At 47.2% G+C, this 973-nt stretch carries 1 protein-coding gene; it reads right to left on the reverse strand.

All coding sequences use genetic code 11. The features are described 5' to 3' along the window. Positions 1-15: 15 nt before the first annotated feature. A partial coding sequence (locus tag A3738_RS06985) for a DEAD/DEAH box helicase (protein WP_068763466.1) occupies positions 16-973 on the reverse strand: 958 nt, incomplete at its 5' end.

A 973-nucleotide genomic window follows, 5' to 3' on the forward strand; every position in this document is an offset into this window, starting at 1 on the left:
ATGTTGCTCTTGTCGTCAATTATGACTTGCCACGAGACAGTGAAGTGCTTGTTGGCGCTCACCTTCTAAAATTTCGAGCTTGTACCGTTGCTTCGCTGTGTAGATGCTATAAGCTTTTCCTGAGTGACCAGCGCGACCAGTCCGCCCAATACGATGCACATACACTTCACTGTCTCGTGGCAAGTCATAATTGACGACAAGAGCAACATCATCGACATCTAAGCCACGAGCCGCGACATCTGTCGCAACCAAAACACAGCAGCTTCCCTGCATAAATCGGGTTAGAACAGAGTCACGCTCGCGTTGTTCCAAATCACCATGAAGGGCTAGTGCGCTGGCGCCAAGATCATTCAGTGATTGCGCCAAGTCATCACAATCTTGCTTCATATTTGCAAAAACAATTGCGGTCGCAGCCTGCGTGTGACGCAAGATACGCGCGAGTACTTCTTGTTTATTACGCTCTTGTACTTCAATAAAACGCTGTTCGATATGATCGTCACTATGCTCGCTTTCTACAGTCACCATTACAGGATTATTCAATAATCGTTTCGCTAGGGAGGAAATTTTATCAGGATAGGTCGCGGAAAAAAGTAGGGTCTGACGTTGCGCAGGGCAGTGCCCTACAATATGTTCAACGTCCTCCAAAAATCCCATATCTAGCATTCGATCAGCTTCGTCCAAAACGACGGTATCAACGTTATTGAGTTTGAGCGTTTCTTTTCGTAAGTGATCTTTAATGCGTCCCGGTGTGCCCACAACAATATGTGCACCGTGTTCGAGCGAACCAATTTGAGGTCCCATTGGCTGACCACCGCACAAGGTCAATACTTTTACATTGTGCATACCTTTCGCTAGCTTGCGCGTCTCTTCCGCAACTTGCGTCGCTAATTCGCGCGTTGGGCACAAGATCAAAGTTTGAATACGATATCGCTTCGGCTCCAGTCTATTCAGTAGATTTAACGCGAAAGTCGCC

It is taken from the genome of Oleiphilus sp. HI0066 (genome assembly GCF_001635725.1).